Origin of the sequence: Pseudomonas asturiensis (assembly GCF_900143095.1) — a bacterium.
GTDB classification, from domain to species: Bacteria; Pseudomonadota; Gammaproteobacteria; order Pseudomonadales; family Pseudomonadaceae; genus Aquipseudomonas; species Aquipseudomonas asturiensis.
This window is the reverse complement of record NZ_FRDA01000005.1, coordinates 158,143-174,161: the sequence shown is the minus strand read 5'-3', so window position 1 is coordinate 174,161 and position 16,019 is coordinate 158,143. Positions and strand designations below refer to the sequence as shown.

General features: G+C 61.1%; 15 protein-coding genes. 8 read left to right on the top strand and 7 right to left on the bottom strand.

Features of this window, described 5'->3' with window-relative positions; all coding sequences use genetic code 11:
- Nucleotides 1-4 precede the first annotated feature (4 nt).
- Nucleotides 5-565, bottom strand: a complete 561-nt coding sequence (locus BUB69_RS11145) for a nitroreductase family protein (protein ID WP_073166194.1) — start codon at nucleotides 563-565, stop codon at nucleotides 5-7.
- A 174-nt stretch (nucleotides 566-739) separates the two neighbouring features.
- On the opposite strand from BUB69_RS11145, the gene BUB69_RS11140 reads away from it, so the two are divergent.
- Together BUB69_RS11140 and BUB69_RS11135 are read left to right on the top strand one after the other, a co-directional pair.
- Entirely contained in the window at nucleotides 740-2,194 is a 1,455-nt protein-coding gene (locus BUB69_RS11140) for a TrkH family potassium uptake protein (protein WP_073166191.1), read from the top strand.
- 166 nt (nucleotides 2,195-2,360) lie between these two features.
- Nucleotides 2,361-2,672 (top strand): Mpo1-like protein, encoded by a 312-nt coding sequence (locus BUB69_RS11135; RefSeq protein WP_024685608.1) that lies wholly within the window; start codon nucleotides 2,361-2,363, stop codon nucleotides 2,670-2,672.
- A 51-nt stretch (nucleotides 2,673-2,723) separates the two neighbouring features.
- On the opposite strand, the gene BUB69_RS11130 is transcribed toward BUB69_RS11135, so the two are convergent.
- A complete protein-coding gene (locus BUB69_RS11130) occupies nucleotides 2,724-3,551 on the bottom strand; it encodes a UDP-2,3-diacylglucosamine diphosphatase (RefSeq protein ID WP_073166189.1) in 828 nt (275 codons plus the stop codon).
- 132 nt (nucleotides 3,552-3,683) lie between these two features.
- Between BUB69_RS11130 and BUB69_RS11125 the strand changes: the two genes are divergently transcribed.
- The gene (locus BUB69_RS11125; protein ID WP_073166186.1) at nucleotides 3,684-4,556 is read left to right on the top strand and encodes a DMT family transporter; all 873 of its coding nucleotides are present in this window, start codon (nucleotides 3,684-3,686) and stop codon (nucleotides 4,554-4,556) included.
- Here the strand turns inward: BUB69_RS11125 and BUB69_RS11120 are convergent.
- The 3 genes from BUB69_RS11120 to BUB69_RS11110 are packed head-to-tail and all read right to left on the bottom strand — an operon-like array spanning nucleotide 4,550 to nucleotide 6,594.
- Nucleotides 4,550-4,852: an Rdx family protein gene (locus tag BUB69_RS11120; RefSeq protein ID WP_073166184.1), complete on the bottom strand. Its 303-nt coding sequence runs from the start codon at nucleotides 4,850-4,852 to the stop codon at nucleotides 4,550-4,552. The genes BUB69_RS11125 and BUB69_RS11120 overlap by 7 nt on opposite strands.
- A gap of 51 nt (nucleotides 4,853-4,903) precedes the next feature.
- Nucleotides 4,904-5,737, bottom strand: coding sequence for an ABC transporter ATP-binding protein (locus BUB69_RS11115; RefSeq protein WP_073166182.1), 834 nt, complete (start codon nucleotides 5,735-5,737; stop codon nucleotides 4,904-4,906).
- A gap of 2 nt (nucleotides 5,738-5,739) precedes the next feature.
- Nucleotides 5,740-6,594 (bottom strand): ABC transporter permease, encoded by an 855-nt coding sequence (locus BUB69_RS11110; protein ID WP_073166743.1) that lies wholly within the window; start codon nucleotides 6,592-6,594, stop codon nucleotides 5,740-5,742.
- Nucleotides 6,595-6,853: 259 nt separating this feature from the next.
- Here BUB69_RS11110 and BUB69_RS11105 point away from each other — a divergent pair, with 259 nt between their 5' ends.
- A complete protein-coding gene (locus tag BUB69_RS11105) occupies nucleotides 6,854-7,942 on the top strand; it encodes an LLM class flavin-dependent oxidoreductase (RefSeq protein ID WP_073166180.1) in 1,089 nt (362 codons plus the stop codon).
- Between the two features lie 63 nt (nucleotides 7,943-8,005).
- Here the strand turns inward: BUB69_RS11105 and BUB69_RS11100 are convergent, their stop codons facing one another.
- Nucleotides 8,006-8,911, bottom strand: a complete 906-nt coding sequence (locus BUB69_RS11100; protein ID WP_073166177.1) for a LysR family transcriptional regulator — start codon at nucleotides 8,909-8,911, stop codon at nucleotides 8,006-8,008.
- A gap of 208 nt (nucleotides 8,912-9,119) precedes the next feature.
- Here BUB69_RS11100 and BUB69_RS11095 point away from each other — a divergent pair, with 208 nt between their 5' ends.
- The 4 genes from BUB69_RS11095 (at nucleotide 9,120) to BUB69_RS11080 (ending at nucleotide 13,603) form a co-directional block, all read left to right on the top strand.
- On the top strand, nucleotides 9,120-9,728 hold the full coding sequence (locus BUB69_RS11095) for a cysteine dioxygenase family protein (protein ID WP_073166173.1): 609 nt from the start codon (nucleotides 9,120-9,122) through the stop codon (nucleotides 9,726-9,728).
- Nucleotides 9,725-11,308, top strand: a complete 1,584-nt coding sequence (locus BUB69_RS11090; RefSeq protein ID WP_073166170.1) for a rhodanese homology domain-containing protein — start codon at nucleotides 9,725-9,727, stop codon at nucleotides 11,306-11,308. Before BUB69_RS11095 ends, BUB69_RS11090 begins: the two co-directional genes overlap by 4 nt.
- Before the next feature lie 77 nt (nucleotides 11,309-11,385).
- Nucleotides 11,386-12,375: an ABC transporter substrate-binding protein gene (locus tag BUB69_RS11085; RefSeq protein WP_073166167.1), complete on the top strand. Its 990-nt coding sequence runs from the start codon at nucleotides 11,386-11,388 to the stop codon at nucleotides 12,373-12,375.
- A 52-nt stretch (nucleotides 12,376-12,427) separates the two neighbouring features.
- Nucleotides 12,428-13,603: an acyl-CoA dehydrogenase family protein gene (locus BUB69_RS11080; RefSeq protein WP_073166164.1), complete on the top strand. Its 1,176-nt coding sequence runs from the start codon at nucleotides 12,428-12,430 to the stop codon at nucleotides 13,601-13,603.
- Here BUB69_RS11080 and BUB69_RS11075 read toward each other — a convergent pair whose 3' ends face one another.
- Nucleotides 13,604-15,874 (bottom strand): molybdopterin guanine dinucleotide-containing S/N-oxide reductase, encoded by a 2,271-nt coding sequence (locus tag BUB69_RS11075; protein ID WP_073166161.1) that lies wholly within the window; start codon nucleotides 15,872-15,874, stop codon nucleotides 13,604-13,606.
- Nucleotides 15,875-16,019 lie beyond the last annotated feature (145 nt).

Here is a 16,019-nt window from a genome sequence, read left to right as displayed (position 1 = left end):
TTGATCAGCCCTGCCATTGACTGACAAACCCGCCCACGTCCACCTTCGGTGCTTCGCGCGGCGGGTTCAACGGGGTGCCCAGGTAAAGAAAGCCGATCACTTCTTCATTGGCTTCAAGCCCGAGCCCTTTGGCCACATGCGGCGAATATGACAGCTCGCCCGTCCGCCAGACCGCGCCGACACCCAGCGCGTAAGCCGCCAGCAACACCCCATGCGCGGCACACCCGGCAGTGATCAACTGTTCACTGCGTGGCACCTTGAAGTGATCCTGCAACCGCGCAATCACCACCACAACCAGCGGCGCACGCAACGGCCCCTGACGAGCCTTGTCCAGTGCCTGCGGGGTGATCTCGCCACCGCCCTGCTCCAACGCTTCGGCCAGCAAGGTGCCCATGCGCTCGCGTGCCGAGCCTTCGACGGTCAGAAAACGATACGGTCGCAGTTGGCCGTGATCGGGTGAGCGCAAGGCTGCACCGAACATGATTTCCCGCTGTGCGGCATCCGGGGCCGGATCGACCAGACGTGGAACCGATACGCGGTTGAGCAAAGCGTCGAGCGCCTGCATGGGCTGTCTCCTTTCAAAGATGATCGGGCATTCTAGAGCGTGTATGGCTTCAATAACGAGCGTGCGGGGCAATTACTTACAGGCAATGTCGAACGCAGCGCCCGGCCATGCTGGTTTACATGCCTACGCGCGCGGGTAGAATGGCGCCTTTCTTCACTGCAACCAGAGCCTTTCATGTCGTTGCCGACCCTTCGCATTATCGGTTTCATCATCGGCATTTTTCTGATCACTCTGGCTGTCGCCATGATCGTGCCCATGGCCACGCTGGTCATCTACGACCGCTTCGAAGACCTGCGCTCATTTCTGTGGGCCAGCGCCATCACCTTCATCGCCGGGCTCGCGATGGTGCTGCCAGGCCGACCCGGGCACGTTCAGTTGCGCCCGCGCGACATGTACATGCTCACGGTGTCCAGCTGGATCGTCGTGTGTATCTTCGCGGCGCTGCCGTTTTTGCTGACCCAGCACATCAGCTACACCGACTCCTTCTTTGAAAGCATGTCCGGCATCACGGCCACAGGCTCGACCGTGCTCAGCAATCTGGACAGCATGTCGCCGGGGATTCTGATCTGGCGTTCGATGCTGCACTGGCTGGGCGGCATCGGCTTCATCGGCATGGCCGTCGCGATTCTTCCGCTCTTGCGAATCGGCGGCATGCGACTGTTCCAGACCGAATCCTCCGACCGCTCCGAAAAGGTCATGCCCCGCTCGCACATGGTGGCCAAGTTCATCGTGCTGGCGTATGTCAGCTTCACTGCGCTGGGCAGTCTGGCGTTCTGGATGGCGGGCATGAGCCTGTTCGATGCGATCAACCACGCCATGTCAGCGATTTCCACCGGCGGTTTCTCGACGTCCGATCTGTCCCTGGCCAAATGGCCACAGCCTGCGGTTCACTGGGTCGCCATTGTGGTCATGATCCTGGGCAGCCTGCCCTTCACCCTCTATGTCGCCACGCTGCGCGGCAATCGAGGTGCATTGTTCCGGGACGAACAGGTACAAGGGCTGATTGCCCTGCTGCTGATCACCTGGCTGGTGATGACCGTCTGGTATGCGAACACCACCGACCTGCCGTGGACCGAGGCGTTGCGCCACGTGGCGCTGAATGTCACATCGGTGGTGACAACTACAGGCTTTGCGCTGGGGGACTACAGCCTGTGGGGCAACTTCTCGCTGATGCTGTTCTTTTACCTGGGCTTCATCGGGGGCTGTTCCGGCTCGACGGCAGGCGGCGTGAAAATCTTCCGGTTTCAGGTCGCCTACATCCTGCTCAAGACCAACCTCAACCAGTTGATCCATCCACGCGCCGTGATGAAACAGAAATACAACGGTCACCGGCTGGACGACGAGATCGTGCGCTCGATTCTGACGTTCTCGTTCTTTTTCACCATCACCATCTGCCTGATTGCGTTGATGCTGTCGCTGCTGGGCCTGGACTGGATGACCGCGCTGACGGGCGCCGCCAGCACGGTTTCCGGCGTCGGTCCGGGGCTGGGCGAAGTCATTGGACCGGCGGGTAACTTCTCCACCCTTCCGGATGCCGCCAAGTGGATTCTGTCCGCCGGCATGTTGTTGGGCCGTCTGGAAATCATCACCGTGCTGGTGCTGTGCGTACCGGCGTTCTGGCGGCATTGATGCGCGCATAAAAGAAGCTGACGCCTGATGCGTCAGTTCTGCTGCCGGTTCCCGGCAGATCGCCGGCAAGCCGCCTCCCACAGTAGGGTGAACTGCGCCGAATGGATGCTGCCAAACAGCATCCTGTCAGGCTAGACTGATCCGAAGCCAACACGAGGGTCAGCACATGGACACCGTCAAGCCGTTCAACCGCTTTGCCGATTTCTATCCGTACTACCTTGAGGAACACCGCAGCAGCACCAGTCGACGCCTGCATTTCGTGGGCACGTCGCTGGTGATCTTTCTGCTGGCCTTTGGCATTGGCAGCGGGCGGTGGTGGCTGTTGGCGCTGTTACCGATTGCCGGTTACGGCTTTGCCTGGGCCGGGCATTTCTTCTTCGAGAAAAACCGCCCCGCCACCTTCAAGCACCCGTTCTACAGCCTGCTCGGCGATTTCGTCATGTACCGCGACATGCTGTTGGGCAAAGTGCCCTTTTAAGAGTGTGCCTTTTTAAGGGTATGCCGCTCCAGCACGGTCACGCCGTAGTACTCAGGCAACCGGCTCGCTGACCGGCATTTCCTGCTGCTCGACCTGCGGGCTGGGCTGTAAATGTGCATTCGCCAGCCGAAACAGTTCGATCTGGCCGTCCAGGTGCTCGATCAGCGCCGTGCAGGATTCAACCCAGTCTCCGCAGTTCATGTATTCCACGCCGCCCACCTCGCGAATTTCCGCATGGTGAATGTGCCCGCACACCACGCCATCCAGCCCGCGCTTCACACATTCATGAGCGATGGCCTCTTCGAAATCACTGATAAAATTCACTGCGCTTTTGACTTTGTGCTTGAGGTACGCCGACAGCGACCAGTAGCCATAGCCGTATTTGGCACGCCAGTGATTGAGCCAGCGATTGAGGGTCAGGGTGAACTCGTAGGCCGAATCACCCAGAAACGCCAGCCAGCGGTGATAACGGGTGATCACATCGAACTGATCGCCATGAATCACCAACAGACGACGACCGTCGGCGGTCACGTGTTCGGCCTCGTCCACCAGCTGGATGTTGCCCAGTATCAGCTTCGAGTAACGACGCAGAAATTCATCGTGGTTGCCGGTGACGTAGATCACTTCGGTGCCGCGCTTGCTCATGGTCAACAAACGCCGGATGACGTTGGTATGCGCCTGCGGCCAATACATCCCGCCGCGCAGCTTCCAGCCGTCGATGATGTCGCCCACCAGATAGATGCGATCAGCCTGATAGCGCTTGAGGAATGCCGACAGGTGTTCAGCCTGGCAATCACGCGTGCCCAGATGCACATCGGAAATCCACAGGGTCCGTACACGTTGTTTACGGCTGGGTTTGGCGAGCTGAGCACTGCTCATGGGACGACCTCCGGCAGGTTTTCCAAGAGAGTGCGGCATGCCGGTTAACCGAATGTGACATGTGCATGTCGATGTCATGACAATGGCTTTTGCGAGGTAGACTTCGCTCTCACCGCACCCACAAGGACTGTCATGACCCCGCGCTCCGCCCTGCTCGCCCTGCACATGGGTGCCCTGTTGTTTGGCCTGTCGGGTGTGCTGGGCAAACTGGCCCACGCATCGCCCTCTGTGATCGTCTTCGGTCGTGCAGCCTTTGCCGTTGCGGCCCTGGCGGTGTTCGCAAGGTTTGTCGGCATGCGCTGGAGGCCGTTGAACCGGGCCAGCGCCGCGCGGCTGATGCTCAGCGGTGTGTTGCTGAGCCTGCACTGGGTGTCGTTCTTTCTGGCGGTAAAGGTCGCAGGGGTGGCAGTGGCGACGCTGGGGTTCGCGAGCTTTCCGGCGTTCACCGTAATCCTGGAAGGTCTGGTGTTTCGCGAGCGGATTCGTCGCGTCGAAATGCTGCTGGTGGCACTGGTGAGCGTGGGGCTTGTTCTGGTGACACCCGGGTTCGATCTGGCCAGTCAGGCAACGGGCGGTCTGCTGTGGGCGATCTTCTCGGGGCTGACCTTCGCCCTGCTGTCTCTGGTCAATCGCGCCAGCGCCAGCCATGTGCCGGCGGTGCAGGCCGCACTGTGTCAGAACCTGGTCGTCGCCCTCTGTCTGGTGCCGTGGGCGGCGGCGGCGCTGCCTGCCGTTTCTGCCGTCGACTGGCTATGGATCGCGCTGCTCGGCGTGATCTGTACCGGCCTGGCGCACGGTCTGTTCGTTGCAAGCCTGGCGGTGATCAAGGCCCGAACGGCGGCCGTCGTGTTTGCCATGGAGCCGCTGTACGGCATTGCGTTCGCCTGGCTGATCTTCGCCGAAACGCCCACGCTGCGTATGCTGCTGGGCGGGACGCTGATCATCGTTGCCATTCTGATATCAGGCTTGATGGGCCGTCGCGACACAAAAACCGCCGCTCATTGAGGATCCGCTGCGCCGGACCGGTCGTTATGGCCCAGATCGCGTGCCGGGTCGATCTGGTCACGTAACCGTTGCTTGAGCACCTTGGCCTCCGGGAAGCCACCGTCGGCCTTGCGCTCCCAGATCTGCACGCCGTCGCAGGTAATCCGGAACGCGCCGCCCGTGGCAGGCGCCAGCGAGACTTTGCCCAGATCATCGCAGAAGGTGCTCAGCAGTTCCTGCGCCAGCCAGGCAGCACGCAACAACCATTGGCACTGGGTGCAATACGTGATGATCACTTCAGGTTTTTCAGCAGACATGGACACTTGCTCCGCATAAACGAGCGCCCATGATACGCACCGTTCGCTCACTCAACGAGCGTTGGCGACGCGTCGAATGTCGTTGAGCGTCGGGTTGTGCGCAAGATCGTCCGGATCGGCGTCCTGCTGATGCCCTTTGACACCCAACAGGCTCAACAAGCGGCTGCGAATCACCTGGAACCCGGCCTGCCCGCTGTCGCGCTGACGCGGCAGGTCAATGCGGATCTCGTCGGCAATCCTGCCGTTGGCCAGCACGATGACCCGATCAGCGAGCAGAATCGCTTCATCCACATCGTGGGTCACCAGCAACACGGCCGGCGTGTGCTTGCGCCACAGGTCGATGATCAACTGATGCATGCGGATGCGCGTCAAGGCATCGAGTGCGGCAAAGGGTTCGTCCAGCAACAACAGTTTGGGTTCACGCACCAACCCGCGTGCCAGCGCGACGCGCTGCGCCTCCCCGCCCGACAGCGTGGCCGGAAAGGCATTGATTCGATGAGACAGACCGACTTCGCCGAGCGCCGCTTCCGCTCGCGCCCTGGGGTTATCGATATGCAGGCCGAGCACCACATTTTTCCACGCGCTTTTCCATGGCATCAGGCGCGGCTCCTGAAAGACTGCAGCCCTCGCCACCGGCACGCGCAGCTCGCCACTGTCGATACTGTCCAACCCGGCCAGGGTGCGCAGCAAGGTGGTCTTGCCGGAACCGCTGGCACCGAGCAAGGCGACGAATTCGCCCGGTGCGATGTCCAGATCCAGACCATCGATCACCCGTTGCTGGCCGAACTGACGAACCACATTACGTAGCTGAACCGGAGCCTGAATGGCTTTTTCCGGGGCACGATGAAGGGACGCCTGAGTGTTGCGCACATCGAGAGCAGTCATGTTCAGTTCCTCAAAAAAGTCGGGCGCCAGGCCAGGGCGTAGCGCTCCAGCGTGCGGATAATGCCGTCGATCACCAGCCCCAGAACGCTGTAGATCAACAGGCAGATAACGATCACATCAGTGCGCATGAAGTCCCGGGCATCACTGGCCAGATAGCCGATGCCCGCCGTGGTGTTGATCTGTTCGACGAACACCAGCGCCAGCCAGGAAATCCCCAGTGAATAACGCAGACCGACAAAGAATGAAGGCAGCGAGCCCGGCAGGATCACGTGCCAGATCAGTTGGCGGCGACTGAGGCCAAGTGTGTTGGCGGCCTCGATCAGTTTGGGGTCGATGTTGCGAATGCCGGAAAACAGATTCAGGTAAACCGGAAACGTGGTGCCCATCACGATCAGCGCCACTTTGGTGAACTCGCCAATGCCGAACCAGAGGATGAACAGCGGCACCAGCGCCAGCGACGGAATCGTGCGCAACATCTGCATGGGCGAGTCGAGAGCCCATTCGCCGCGCTTGGACAACCCGGTAATCAACGCGGCTACCACCCCGATGCTGACACCGATGCTCAGCCCCAGCAGCGCGCGCTGCAAGGACACCCAAAGATGCCGGCCCAGCTCGCCCGATAGAATCATCGACCAGAGCGTACCGCCGATTTGCGACGGCGCGGCAATCACCCGGCTGGGCAGCAAGCCGGTCTGTGAGGCCAGCTCCCAGAGCAGCAACAGCGCCAACGGACTGAGCAGGCGCAGGACGAATCCCGGCACACGCCATTCGCGGCGAGCCCGGGCGACCTGCTGCTGTTCAGGCTTGTTGACGACCAGATAACCGGCGTCGATGGAAGTGAGCGTTGTTTCAGACATGTAGGCATCCTTGCTGATCGGGTCGGGCAAACGCACCCGACTCACGGGATAAGCCTCATGCTAGGTGCATAAGAACGCTAAGTGAAATTCTATTTAGACATAAGCTAATCGTTAAAATATTTGATTATTCACAAACAATATAATGCATATTTTTTATAATTAACTTAGACCAAAATCGAATTTCACAGCCGTTGCTTCCGCCCTTTATGGTGCTCCTCGACAAGGTCGAACGGACCTCAACCATTGGCAGGAGTTATTCATGAGTATCGAATTCATTGGCTACATCGCCACGCAGCCCGGATCGGAAATCCATCCACGCAGTGGCGCGACCATCCAGCCCGACTACGTGCGGCAAGTCGCCAAGGCTCATGAAGACTCAGGTTTCGACCGGGCATTGATCGCCTACCATTCCAACAGCCCGGACAGCACACTGGTGGCTGCGCACGCTGCCAGTGTGACCCGCACACTGAAGTTTCTGATCGCGCATCGTCCCGGCTTCATTTCGCCGACCGTCGCAGCCCGCCAGTTCGCGACGCTGGATGTGTTCAACGGCGGGCGCACAGCGGTCCATATCATCACCGGCGGCGACGACAAGGAACTGCGTGCCGACGGCAGTCATATCGGCAAGGACGAGCGCTACGCACGCAGCGACGAATACCTCAGCGTGGTGCGCCAGGAGTGGACACGCGATGAACCGTTCGACCACAAGGGCACGTACTACCAGTTTGAAGGTGCGCACTCACTGGTGAAGTCGCCACAGCAGCCACACATTCCGCTGTACTTCGGGGGATCGTCAGCCGCTGCGATTGCCGTGGCAGGTAAACATGCCGACGTTTACGCGCTGTGGGGCGAGACGTACGAACAAGTGCGAGACGTGGTCAAACAGGTACGCGCCGAAGCGGCCAAACATGGTCGCACCATTCGTTTCAGCCTGTCGCTGCGACCGATTCTGGCTGACACCGAAGCGCAGGCCTGGGCACGTGCCGACAGTATTCTGGAAAAGGCCAGGGCATTGGCCGAGAGCAACGGTTTTGTGCGTCGTGAGCCGCCGAACGAAGGCTCGCGTCGCCTGCTGGCCGCGGCGGCGCAAGGCTCGCGTCTGGACAAGCGCTTGTGGACAGGTATAGCCGGTCTGCTGGGCGCTCAGGGCAACTCGACCTCACTGGTCGGCACACCCGAACAGGTCGCTGAAGCGCTGCTGGACTACTACGACCTGGGGATTACGACCTTCCTGATTCGCGGCTTCGACCCGCTGGATGACGCCATCGATTACGGCAAAAAGCTGATCCCGCTGACCCGCGAACTGGTTGCCCGGCGCGAGCGCGAGGCCCGCGAGCAAGTTGCCTGAGCCACCAGCAGACGACATAGACAGGGAACACAGGCAGGTGCCATCGCCTGCCTGCAGTACGCGTCACGCCGCTGCTGAAACCTGATCCAGCGACCGCGCGACCAACGCGCCGAAAGCCTCCACCGGCCCTTGCAGGTTGCCCAGAAAACGCGGGTAGAACAGCCACAGATCCAGCACCGGTTTGAAGTCTTTCAAAGGCACGACCGCCAGTTGATCGCGATGAATACTGCGTTCCAGCAATGGGCGCGGCACCAGGCCCAACCCCATGCCATCGGCCACCAGCCCCAGTTGCAGCTCGGTGCCGAAGGTTTCCAGATTGACCTTCATGCTCAGGCCCTGATCGGACAAGGTGCGTTGCAGCCCGGACCGGAAACCGCAACCGTCCGGATTCAGCACCCAGCCCTGTTCGTAGCAGTCGGCGAGCCTGACAGGCTTTTTCGACACGGTGTTTTTCGCACCAACCACCACCAGCTCCATCTTGCCGATGGAATGCGCCACGATGTTTTCCGGGAAGATCTTGCCTGCCGGGAACAGCGCAGCGGCGGCGTCAAGCTCGCCGTTTTCGATCTTGCCGATCAGGTAACTGCCCCACCCGGTACTCACTTGCGCGCGCAAGTCGGGATATTCGCCGCGCAGTTGTTTGAGCGCATCAAGCAGCACCACATCACCAATGGTCTGTGGCACACCCAGACGCAAAAGTCCGCTGGGCGGTGTGTCACTGGCCACCAATTCGCGCAGCGCGTCCATCTCGCGCAGGATCGCAAGGCACTTCTGATAAACCTGGATACCCATGGGCGTGGGCTTGAGCGGCTTGGTGTTGCGATCGAACAGCTCGACACCCAGGGCGTGCTCGAAATTCTGCACCCGGCGCGTAATGGCGGGCTGCGTCAGGTCCAGCGACTCGGCCGCGAGGCTGATCGACTGGCAGCGAATTACTGCAACGAACGCATCGATATCATCAATTTTCATTCGGACCGCACATAAAAATATAAGAGGAACATAGGCAAAAAGCATAGTGCCAACGGCCGTTCGTGGATAGCCCACGCTTGAAACATAAGCCGGAACAGTCAGCGGCGAAAGACGTTTTCGTTCTAACCTAATCATTAAAAAAAAGCATATTAAATACAATAATTATGCTTATATCCATCTATCTACTCGACACTGCTGTGGAATGGACATGACCCGGAACCGACACCCCGAACGACTCGGGGCCTTCATCGATGCACTGACTGAACTCATCAACAGCGACACCCATGAGAGCGATGTGCTGCGTCGCGGTAGCAGACTGCTTGCGCAACTGGTCAGCCATGACGACTGGTTGCCCGATGAATTCGCCACGCCCGACCCGACCCGCTACCAGCAATTTCTGCTGCACGCCGACGCGCAACAGCGCTTCTCGGTGGTGAGTTTTGTCTGGGGGCCGGGCCAACGCACACCGATTCACGACCACCGCGTCTGGGGGCTGATCGGCATGCTGCGCGGTGCCGAAGACGCCCAGGGTTATGTGCGCGGTCAGGACGGACGCCTTGAACGGCAAGGCCCGGCTGTGCGTCTGGTGCCAGGTCAGGTCGAAGCGTTATCGCCACAGCACAACGATGTGCATCAGGTCAGCAACGCCTTCAGCGATCAGGTCTCGATCAGCATCCATGTGTACGGCGCCGACATCGGCCAGGTACGGCGCGCCGTCTACGCACTGGACGGCAGCGAAAAACTGTTTATCTCCGGCTATTCCAACGCCACCGCTAGCCCTTCTCTTGCACAGCCGACAGGAAGTCTGACCCGATGACCGCACACGCAACCCGATCCTTCACCGAGATTCGCCAGGCGTTGCTGGACCGTCAGGAACTGGCGCTGGTTGATGTGCGCGAAGAAGCGCCGTTTGCGCAAGCGCATCCGCTGTTTGCCGCCAACATTGCGCTGTCGAAACTGGAGCTGGAGGTGTTCTCGCGCATCCCCCGGCGGGACACCGCCATCACGCTGTACGACAACGGCGAAGGCCTGGCCGATATTGCCCTGCAACGCTTGCAAGCCTTGGGTTACAGCGATGTGAAGCTGCTCGACGGCGGTCTGCAGGGCTGGCGCGAGGCCGGTGGCGAGCTGTTTATCGACGTCAATGTGCCGAGCAAGGCGTTTGGCGAACTGGTGGAGCATCATCGCGCCACACCATCGCTGGCCGCGCAAGAGGTCAAAGTGTTGCTCGACAGCCAGGCCGATGTGGTGGTGCTCGATGCGCGCCGCTACGACGAGTACCAGACCATGAGCATCCCCGGCGGTATCAGCGTGCCCGGCGCGGAACTGGTGCTGCGCGCCCGCGAATTGGCACCGGACCCGAACACCCGAATTATCGTCAATTGCGCGGGCCGTACCCGCAGCATCATCGGCACCCAGTCGTTGATCAACGCAGGACTGCCCAATCAGGTACACGCGCTGCGTAACGGCACCATCGGCTGGCTGCTCGCCGATCAAACACTGGACCATGGGCAGAACAGGCGCTTCGCCGAGGTGAGCGAAAAGACCCGCGACTCTGCCAGCGCCGATGCTCGCAAGGTGGCCGATCGCGCAGGCGTGCAGCGTGCCAGCCGGACTGATCTGCAAGGCTGGCAGGCGCAGACGACGCGCACGACGTACCTGTTCGATGTACGCACGCCGGAGGAGTTTGCCAAGGGCCATTTGCCCGGAGCGCGTTCGACACCCGGCGGGCAATTGGTGCAGGAAACCGACCACTACGCCAGCGTCCGTGGCGCGCGAATCGTGCTGGTGGACGACGACGGCGTGCGCGCCAACATGTCGGCGTCGTGGCTGGCACAACTGGGTTGGGATGTGTCGGTCATCGATGGCCTGCACGCGCCGGATTTCTCTGAACAAGGCGACTGGGACGCGCCCTTCCCTTCACCTGCGCAGGTGGAGTTCATCAGCGCCCAGACGCTTGCCCAATGGCAGGCACACGACGGCGTTGCGGTGCTGGATTTCACGACCAGCGCCAATTACGTGAAGCAGCACATTCCCGGCGCCTGGTGGAGCCTGCGGGCTGACCTCGAACAGGCATTGGCGAAAGTGCCCGCGGCCGAGCGCTATGTGCTGACCTGCGGCAGCAGTCGTCTGGCACGCTTCGCAGCCGCCGACGTCGAGGCCCTTACGGACCGGCCGGTGTTTGTGCTGGAGGGCGGCACGGCCAGTTGGGTCAAGGCCGGGTTTGCACTGGAACACGGCGAAACGCGTCTGGCGTCGCCGCGTATCGACCGTTACCGCCGTCCTTACGAAGGCACCGACGCGCCCAAGGCCGCGATGCAGGCGTACCTGGATTGGGAGTTTGGTCTGGTCGAGCAACTGGGCCGCGACGGGACACATGGGTTTCGGGTGATCTGAGGATCGAACCGCCGCCTACAACAATAGTGTTCCTCCAGTGAGTTACGTTTTGTTTGATATTACGGAGTTCCCCATCCATGGCGCCTTTCTTCAAGACCACCACACCCCTGAAAAGCCTGTTGCTCGCCACTTTGCTGAGCCTGCTCGCCAGTCAGCAGACCCTGGCTGCGGAGCTGGCGCCATTATTGGTTGCCAACCAGAAGTCCCTGTTGAAAGTGCTGTTACAGGTGTCCGGCGAGCTCAAGGACGTGCCCTATGACATTCAGTTCTCGGAATTCCCGTCCGCCGCCCCGCTGGGTGAGGCACTGAATGCCGGTGCGGTGGACATCGGCGCCTTGGGCGATGCGCCTTACGTGTTTGCGCTGGGCGCGGGCGCGCCGCTGAAAGTGGTCAGCATCACCCACGCACAAGGCCGCTTCACCACCGCCTTGCTGGTGTCAAAAAACTCGCCGATCAAGACCGTCGCCGACCTCAAGGGTAAACGCATCGTCACCGGTCGCGGCTCCATCGGGCATTACCTTGCGATCCGCGCCTTGCATGAGGCCGGCCTGAAGACCAGCGACGTTACGTTCATCAACCTGCTGCCCAGTGAATCAAGGCTGCTGCTGGACAGTGGCGACGCCGATGCCTGGGCGACCTGGGATCCCTACACCACCATTTCCATCAGCCAGAACGACGCGCGTGTGCTGGTCAGCGGCAGCGAGCTGTTGAGCAATCACCTTTACCTCGCCGCGACCCGCAAGGCCATCGACGGCAAGCGTGCGCAACTGGACGACTTCGTCGCCAGGGTCGAACGCGCCTTCAACTGGACCAACGCTCATCCCGAGGAATACGCTGCCGCTCAAGCCAGGGTCACCGGACTGCCGCTTGAGGTGCACCTGTCAGTTGCCAAGGCCACGAAGATGCAGCGCACGCTGATTGATGACACGATCATTCAGGGTCTGCAGGTCACCGCGGATACGTATCTGGCCGAAGGCATTCTCAGTAAGCCGATCGACGTCTCGACAGGTTTCGATAAAAGCTTCAACGTGGCGCGGCCTCGGATTGCCCAGACCGCCCGCCAATGATCAGCCTTTTCAACGCATACCCGCTTGCTGCCCCACTGCGAAAGGACCCCGCATGAGCCCTTCTACCCTTCGTCAACAGTTGCCTGAGTCGGACGCCGCCTTTAGCGCCCGGCTGAACAGCCTGACGGCGACGCTGGCCGAAACCGCCGAGCACTACGACACCAGCGCTGCCTTTCCGCACGCCAACTTCAGCCTGCTGCACCAGCATGGTTTGCTGGGCCTTGTCGTACCGACCGAACTGGGCGGTGGTGGTGGGGATCTGTCGCGGGCGCAGCAGGTCATCAGCGCGGTCGCCCAAGGAGAGCCCTCCACGGCATTGATTCTGGTGATGCAATACCTGCAGCACGCCCGCTTGCAGGAAAACGTGAATTGGCCCCGCGACCTGAGAGTACGGGTCGGCGAGGAGGCGGTCCGCGACGGCGCGCTGATCAACGCTCTGCGTGTCGAACCCGACCTGGGCACACCGGCACGTGGCGGTTTGCCGGGCACTGTCGCGCGGCGTACTGCCGACGGCTGGCGCATCAGCGGCACCAAGATCTATTCCACCGGCAGCCATGGCCTGACCTGGTTTGCCGTGTGGGGCCGCAGCGATGACGAAGACCCCTTGGTCGGCACCTGGCTGGTGCACAAGGACACACCCGGCATTCAGATCATCGAGGACTGGGACCATCTGGGCATGCGCGCCACCAACAGCCACGAGATTCGTTTCGACGATGTGCGGGTGCCGTTGGAGCACGCGGTGAGCGTCAGCCCATGGAGCGCGCCAAAGCCGGATCTGGACCCTGCGGGTCCGTTGTGGATGTCGGTGCTGCTGTCATCGGTGTACGACGGGATTGCCCGGTCCGCCCGCGACTGGCTTGTGGACTGGCTGGAACAGCGCAAGCCGTCCAACCTCGGTGCGGCGCTCTCGACCCTGCCGCGGTTTCAGGAAATCGTCGGACACATCGACACGCTGCTGTTCGCCAACCGCAGCCTGCTGGATGCAGCGGTTCAGGGCCTGACGCCTGCGCAGCATGCCGGACAGCTCAAATACCTGGTGACCGGCAATGCGATACGCGCCGTGGAGCTGGCCATCGAAGCGTCCGGCAATCCGGGGCTGTCGCGCAGCAATCCGCTGCAGCGTCACTACCGCAACGTGCTGTGTGGCCGGGTTCATACGCCGCAGAACGACGCCGTGCTGATCGGCGTCGGCAAGGCCGCTTTCGCTGCACGCAACGCCGGTGTTTGATCATGCCATCGGTGGCGGCTCGAACGCCGTGACCGATGGCAGCGGCTCATTGCATTTGACGATTTCCACCGACGCTGTCTGTGCCGAGCAACCTTGCGACAGGCTCGACGCACCGACGTCCCGCGTGATGACGTTGGGATTGCCGTGCTTCTCCAGGCTGCCCCGTTCGCCCCGCACCAGCGGATCGAACCACGCACCGGTCGCGATCTGCACCACGCCGGGCCGAATACCCTCGGACACGATCACCCCGGCCAGAAACGCGCCACGCTCATTGAAAACCTTGATCACATCGCCATCGACAATCCCGCGTACCTGCGCGTCTTTCGGGTTCATGGTCAGCGGCTCGCGCTCGCGGATCTTCGAAGAACGGCTATAGCTGCCGTGGTCATACTGGCTGTGCAGCCGGGTCTTGGGCTGGTTGGACAGCAGGTGCAAGGCGAAGGCAGGCGCAGGTTTATCCAGCCACACCGGGTGCCCGGGACAGTCTGCATAACCAAATCCGGCTATGCGCTCGGAAAAGATTTCGATACGCCCGGACGGCGTCGGCAGCGGATGGGCATCCGGGTCATCCCGAAAGGCCTTGAGCAGCACATTGTCGGTTTCTGGAAAGTCGATTTCCAACAGGCCATCGCGCCAGAACTGGTCGAACGCTGGCAACGCGATCCCAAACGACTCGGCACGCTGGCGGGAATCGTCATAGATGAATCGCAGCCAGGCCTGGGCATCGCGGCCTTCGGTGAACGTCTCGGCAACGCCCATGCGCTTGGCCAAATCGGAGAAGATCGTGTAGTCATCGCGGGATTTGCCTACAGGCTCAATGGCCTGCTGCATGGCGATCATGAACCGGTCTGACGCCGAACTGCCGATGTCATCACGCTCCAGCGCAGTGGTCGCGGGCAATACTATATCGGCGTACTTGGCCTGCGCGGTCCAGAACTGCTCGTGAACGATGATGGTCTGCGGATGCTGCCAGGCTCCCAGCAGTCGGTTGAGGTCCTGATGGTGATGGAAGATGTTTCCGCCTGCCCAGTACACCAGCTTGATGTCGGGATAGGTATGGCGCTGGCCGTTGTAATCGAACGGGGTGCCGGGGTTGAGCAACATGTCGGTCACCCGCGCCACCGGGATGAACGCCTTGACCGGGTTGCTGCCTTGGGAAAAGCGCGGCCCGGAGAACGCCTTGCGTCCGCTGCCGGTGTTGTTCATACAGCCATATCCCAGGCCGAAGCCTGCACCGGGCAGGCCGATCTGCCCCAGCAATGCAGCGAGGGTCACGGTCATCCAGAACGGCTGCTCGCCATGCACCGAGCGCTGCAACGAATAGGCAACGTTGATCATGGTTCGCTTGCTGGCCATCTGGCGCGCCAGCTGGACGATCTGTTCTGAGGGAATATCCGTCAGCGCTGCGGCCCAGTCCGGGCTTTTCGGTTGGTTGTCGGTGTGGCCGAGCAGGTAAGCGCGAAAGCGTTCATAGCCAACGGTGTAGCGTTGAAGGAACGACTCGTTGTGCAGGTTCTCGGTGATCAGCACGTAGGACAGCGCCATCATCAAAGCCGTGTCGCTGCCGGGCCTGACCGGCAGCCACTGGATCTGCGCAGGGCCTGCAAGGTCTTCACGCAACGGACTGACGTTGACGAACTGCACACCTGCGTCAGACATTTTTTGCAGTGCGTCGGCAAGCAGGTGATCCGTTGCGCCGCCTGGGCTGGTCTGGGCGTTCTTGGCAGGCAGGCCGCCGAACGCGACGAACAGCTCGCAATTTTCGGCGAGGTTTTTCCATGAGGTATGAGCCGCCAGCAGCCAATCCATGCTGCCGACAATATGCGGCATAAGCACCCGTCCGGCACCCAGGCTGTAACTGTCGGTGCTGGACACATAGCCGCCAATGCAGTTGAGGAAACGGTGTAACTGGCTTTGGGCATGATGAAAGCGCCCGGCACTGCCCCACCCGTAACTGCCGCCAAAAATCGCCTGATTACCGTGCTCCTGCCTGACCCGTTTCAGTTCACGGGCGACCAGATCCAGTGCAACCTCCCACGACACCTCAACGAAAGGCTCCTGCCCGCGCAAGTGCGGACGCCCGCCCTTGTGCTCCAGAAAACTGCGCCGCACGGCCGGACGCAGAATGCGTGTCGGCGAGGTGATGGCCGCTGCCACCGAGTCACCGATGGGCGAAGGGTCCTTGTCCCACTCGACAGGCTGCAAGGCTTGCAGCTTGCCATTCACAACCTGCGGGCGATAAGCGCCCCAATGCAGCGAGGTCAGACTCATGTCAGGGCGGACTCCTTGGGTTTGGTGATGTTTATCGTGCTCTACACCCGAATGCAAAATCCGTGGCAAACAAAAACCGTGGGAGGCGGCTTGCCGGCGATGGCGTGCGTTCAGCAATGGATCAGTCGCTTGATGAACCGATTCG

What these genes read in the sequence shown, in the direction of transcription:
- BUB69_RS11145 (WP_073166194.1), bottom strand. Translation starts at nt 565, where the DNA reads ATGCAGGCGCTCGACGCTTTGCTCAACCGCGTATCGGTTCCACGTCTG.
- BUB69_RS11140 (WP_073166191.1), top strand. Translation starts at nt 740, where the DNA reads ATGTCGTTGCCGACCCTTCGCATTATCGGTTTCATCATCGGCATTTTT.
- BUB69_RS11135 (WP_024685608.1), top strand. Translation starts at nt 2,361, where the DNA reads ATGGACACCGTCAAGCCGTTCAACCGCTTTGCCGATTTCTATCCGTAC.
- BUB69_RS11130 (WP_073166189.1), bottom strand. Translation starts at nt 3,551, where the DNA reads ATGAGCAGTGCTCAGCTCGCCAAACCCAGCCGTAAACAACGTGTACGG.
- BUB69_RS11125 (WP_073166186.1), top strand. Translation starts at nt 3,684, where the DNA reads ATGACCCCGCGCTCCGCCCTGCTCGCCCTGCACATGGGTGCCCTGTTG.
- BUB69_RS11120 (WP_073166184.1), bottom strand. Translation starts at nt 4,852, where the DNA reads ATGTCTGCTGAAAAACCTGAAGTGATCATCACGTATTGCACCCAGTGC.
- BUB69_RS11115 (WP_073166182.1), bottom strand. Translation starts at nt 5,737, where the DNA reads ATGACTGCTCTCGATGTGCGCAACACTCAGGCGTCCCTTCATCGTGCC.
- BUB69_RS11110 (WP_073166743.1), bottom strand. Translation starts at nt 6,594, where the DNA reads ATGTCTGAAACAACGCTCACTTCCATCGACGCCGGTTATCTGGTCGTC.
- BUB69_RS11105 (WP_073166180.1), top strand. Translation starts at nt 6,854, where the DNA reads ATGAGTATCGAATTCATTGGCTACATCGCCACGCAGCCCGGATCGGAA.
- BUB69_RS11100 (WP_073166177.1), bottom strand. Translation starts at nt 8,911, where the DNA reads ATGAAAATTGATGATATCGATGCGTTCGTTGCAGTAATTCGCTGCCAG.
- BUB69_RS11095 (WP_073166173.1), top strand. Translation starts at nt 9,120, where the DNA reads ATGACCCGGAACCGACACCCCGAACGACTCGGGGCCTTCATCGATGCA.
- BUB69_RS11090 (WP_073166170.1), top strand. Translation starts at nt 9,725, where the DNA reads ATGACCGCACACGCAACCCGATCCTTCACCGAGATTCGCCAGGCGTTG.
- BUB69_RS11085 (WP_073166167.1), top strand. Translation starts at nt 11,386, where the DNA reads ATGGCGCCTTTCTTCAAGACCACCACACCCCTGAAAAGCCTGTTGCTC.
- BUB69_RS11080 (WP_073166164.1), top strand. Translation starts at nt 12,428, where the DNA reads ATGAGCCCTTCTACCCTTCGTCAACAGTTGCCTGAGTCGGACGCCGCC.
- BUB69_RS11075 (WP_073166161.1), bottom strand. Translation starts at nt 15,874, where the DNA reads ATGAGTCTGACCTCGCTGCATTGGGGCGCTTATCGCCCGCAGGTTGTG.